Origin of the sequence: Schnuerera sp., assembly GCF_035459645.1 — a bacterium.
Lineage (GTDB): Bacteria > Bacillota > Clostridia > Tissierellales > Tepidimicrobiaceae > Schnuerera.
The window spans coordinates 1-2,337 of sequence record NZ_DATHXO010000361.1 but is presented as its reverse complement, the minus strand read 5'-3'; the positions used below and the strand labels follow the sequence as shown (position 1 = coordinate 2,337).

Annotated in this window: 2 protein-coding genes; one reads left to right on the top strand and one right to left on the bottom strand. The window is 30.2% G+C overall.

Going from position 1 to position 2,337, the window contains the following annotated elements:
* Positions 1 to 268: ClbS/DfsB family four-helix bundle protein (locus VK998_RS08435; protein ID WP_325227586.1), on the bottom strand; the 268-nt coding region annotated here is incomplete at its 3' end.
* Positions 269 to 452: 184 nt separating this feature from the next.
* Between VK998_RS08435 and VK998_RS08430 the strand changes: the two genes are divergently transcribed.
* Positions 453 to 1,730 (top strand): transposase, encoded by a 1,278-nt coding sequence (locus VK998_RS08430; protein ID WP_325227585.1) that lies wholly within the window; start codon positions 453 to 455, stop codon positions 1,728 to 1,730.
* Positions 1,731 to 2,337: the final 607 nt, after the last annotated feature.

Genomic DNA, 2,337 nt, shown 5'->3' with positions numbered 1-2,337 from the left:
ACCACTGATATAATTCACCAAGTTGATTCCATTTAAATCCATCCGATGGTGTCTTTACTTGAAGCCCCTTTCTTTCATCTTCTTCCCATTTAAGTACTAAGGTTGTCCATCCCACCTGATAAGCAAGATTTTCTGCTGGAGTTCTATCAACTTCATCAACTCTCTTATCTTTTAAGTTTTCTGGAATATTATCAAATTCTGAAATATATTTCTCAAATGTTTTATTTATTTCAGTTTTGAGTTCTTCTTTATTTTCGTATGCTCGCAAAAAATCACCTCCATAAATTCTAATTTAGCGTTAATCATAACTTCTAACGCTTGGAATCACTGTCTCGTAAGCAGTGATTTTTTCTTATCACTCCAAAAATATTTCTATTTTCAAAAAGGGTTTTCGCCTCTTTATCTCGAATAATATAAGTACGACCAAATATTATATTAAGGAGGCGAAGCCCTTGTATGAACGTCAATTAATCTTTAATAATATTGATTTATTTGCATCTAATAGTAAAACAAAGTTTTATGAAAAAATCTTTGATGTCATTGATTTATCTAAATTCCCAAAGTATCATACATCTAAGTTTGGCCCTACTGGTTACAGTCTTCATGCTCTTTTTAGATCTTTTATTGTTATGAAAACTGAAAAACTGGCTAAGATTACCGAACTACTTAGTTTTCTTGATACTAATCCATATATTGCATATTTATGTGGTTTTGAACCTTTTAAACCTTTACCTTCTTATTCTGTCTTTCAAAGATTTATTAAGAATTTAGATAATGAACTCTTAAAAGAGGTCATGGAATCCCAGGTATTAAGACTCAATGAACTTGAGTTTATAGATAATTCTTTTGTTTCGTGTGATGGAACTCCTGTATTTGCCAACACTAAACAAAATAATGCTAAATCTTTTGCTAGTAATAAATTTAGTAAAGATAATCCCCCTAAATCAGACCCAGACTGTAAGCTAGGAGTCCATACTGCGTCTAATTCCCATAATGAAAAGAAGTATGAGTTTTATTGGGGCTATCAAAATATTGTTCTTACAGATGCTATCTCTGGCCTACCTATTGCTGAAAAGACAACTACTGCTAATGTTTCTGAATCATCTATTGTTATTGATTTCTTAAAAGAAACTAATAAATGGTTTTCTCTTAAAGAAACCTATTTCATTGGTGATAAAGCATATGATACTAAGGAAATTTACAATTATATTAGATACGACCTTAAAGGTCATGCATTTATCCCAATTAACCCCCGCAACACCAAGAAAAAAAAGATGTTAAATGATACTAATATCATTTGTGAAGCAGGCCTTGCTATGCACAAGGATGGAAAACAATACTTTGACTCTTATATTAAACAAAAGTTTTGTTGTCCTTTTAGAACTAAGAAAGATGATTCTTTATGCCCTTGTAAGCATCCTAAATACTTTAATGGCAAGAAAAACCGTGGCTGTACCAGATATATTTCAATTGGTACTGATTATCGAGCTTCTATAAATCGTGAATCAATCTTTTTTAAAAAAATCTATGCCTTAAGGACAGAGTCTGAAAGATACAATTCAAGATGGAAAAACCTAAACCTTGAAAAACCTACAGTACGAAATATTAATTCTATTACCAATTTAAATACTTTAGGTCATATTACACTTTTATCTCTAGCCCTTGCAGCTATTGCTGATAACCAGAAAGATAAAATCAGATCTTTGTCTAAGTTTAAAAGAGCTTCATAATTAAACTAGATATTATCTTTTAATTTTTATCATATTTTGGGGTTAAAGTGTTAACCCTAGCTTTGCTGTGTCTTTTTCAACTTGCTCTACTTTTAAATTTTTAATTTCCTAGATAAAATGATGGTTTTTTTATTTTTCTAGCCTAGAATATATTTAATTTCAATTTTAGATTTTTTTATATTCAAATTTTATTAATTATGCTTATATCTTTATAACAGAAACAACGAACAGAAACAACGGTGCCAGGCACTTAACTTAATAACTTATTAAATATTCAGAAAATTACATTGAAAATGATTGAGGATATAGTAATGAGAGATTTCTTGGATGCTATCTTTTTTTATTATGTTGTACATTGTACAAGAGCCAAGTTTAGCGACTTATTTAAGGGATTAAAATATTTGAAATACTTTAATAGCTTTTGTATTGAATAGAGTAATAATTTAACAGTCAACGGTGCCAGGCACTTAACTTATTGGGAGAAAGCTGGACTAATGTATGATTCTACAGTTGGTTATGCTGAACGTGAAGGATTTAGGTGTGGAATATGCTATCCGTTTAAGCCCTTAGACATAGATGAAGATAGAGTTTTAAATGTAGAAGAAAT